Consider the following 475-nt stretch of genomic DNA (forward strand, 5'->3'; position numbering starts at 1 on the left):
GTTCGACACGGTCGCCAAGATAGGCCTCATGGTCGAGCGACACCGGCATGATCACCGACACGGCCGGCTCCTTGACCACATTGGTCGCGTCGAAGCGGCCGCCGAGCCCGACTTCGATGATCGCGGCGTCGGCCTGGTGTTCGGAAAACAAGAGGAAGGTGACGGCTGTGAGGATCTCGAAGACGGTGATTGTCTCGCCTTCATTGGCCCTGGCGACGCGCGCGATGGCATCGGCGAAAACCCGGTCCTCGACCAGCCTGCCGCCGCCATCGGCGGCCAGCCGGTAGCGCTCGTGCCAGTTGACCAGATGCGGCGAGGTGTGGACATGGACGCGGTAATCCGCTGCCTCGAGCAGGGCGCGCGAAAAGGCAGCGCACGAACCCTTGCCGTTGGTGCCGGCGATGTGGATGACCGGCGGCAGCCGGTCCTGCGGATTATCAAGCCGCTCAAGGAGCCGCGAAATGCGGTCGAGAGA

At 65.3% G+C, this 475-nt stretch carries 1 pseudogene; it reads right to left on the bottom strand.

Annotated elements, in window-relative coordinates:
- Positions 1-475 (bottom strand): annotated as a pseudogene (locus tag EN935_RS39965) (bifunctional folylpolyglutamate synthase/dihydrofolate synthase); the annotation flags it as partial.

Origin of the sequence: Mesorhizobium sp. M7D.F.Ca.US.004.03.1.1, assembly GCF_003998635.1 — a bacterium.
Classification (GTDB): domain Bacteria; phylum Pseudomonadota; class Alphaproteobacteria; order Rhizobiales; family Rhizobiaceae; genus Mesorhizobium; species Mesorhizobium loti.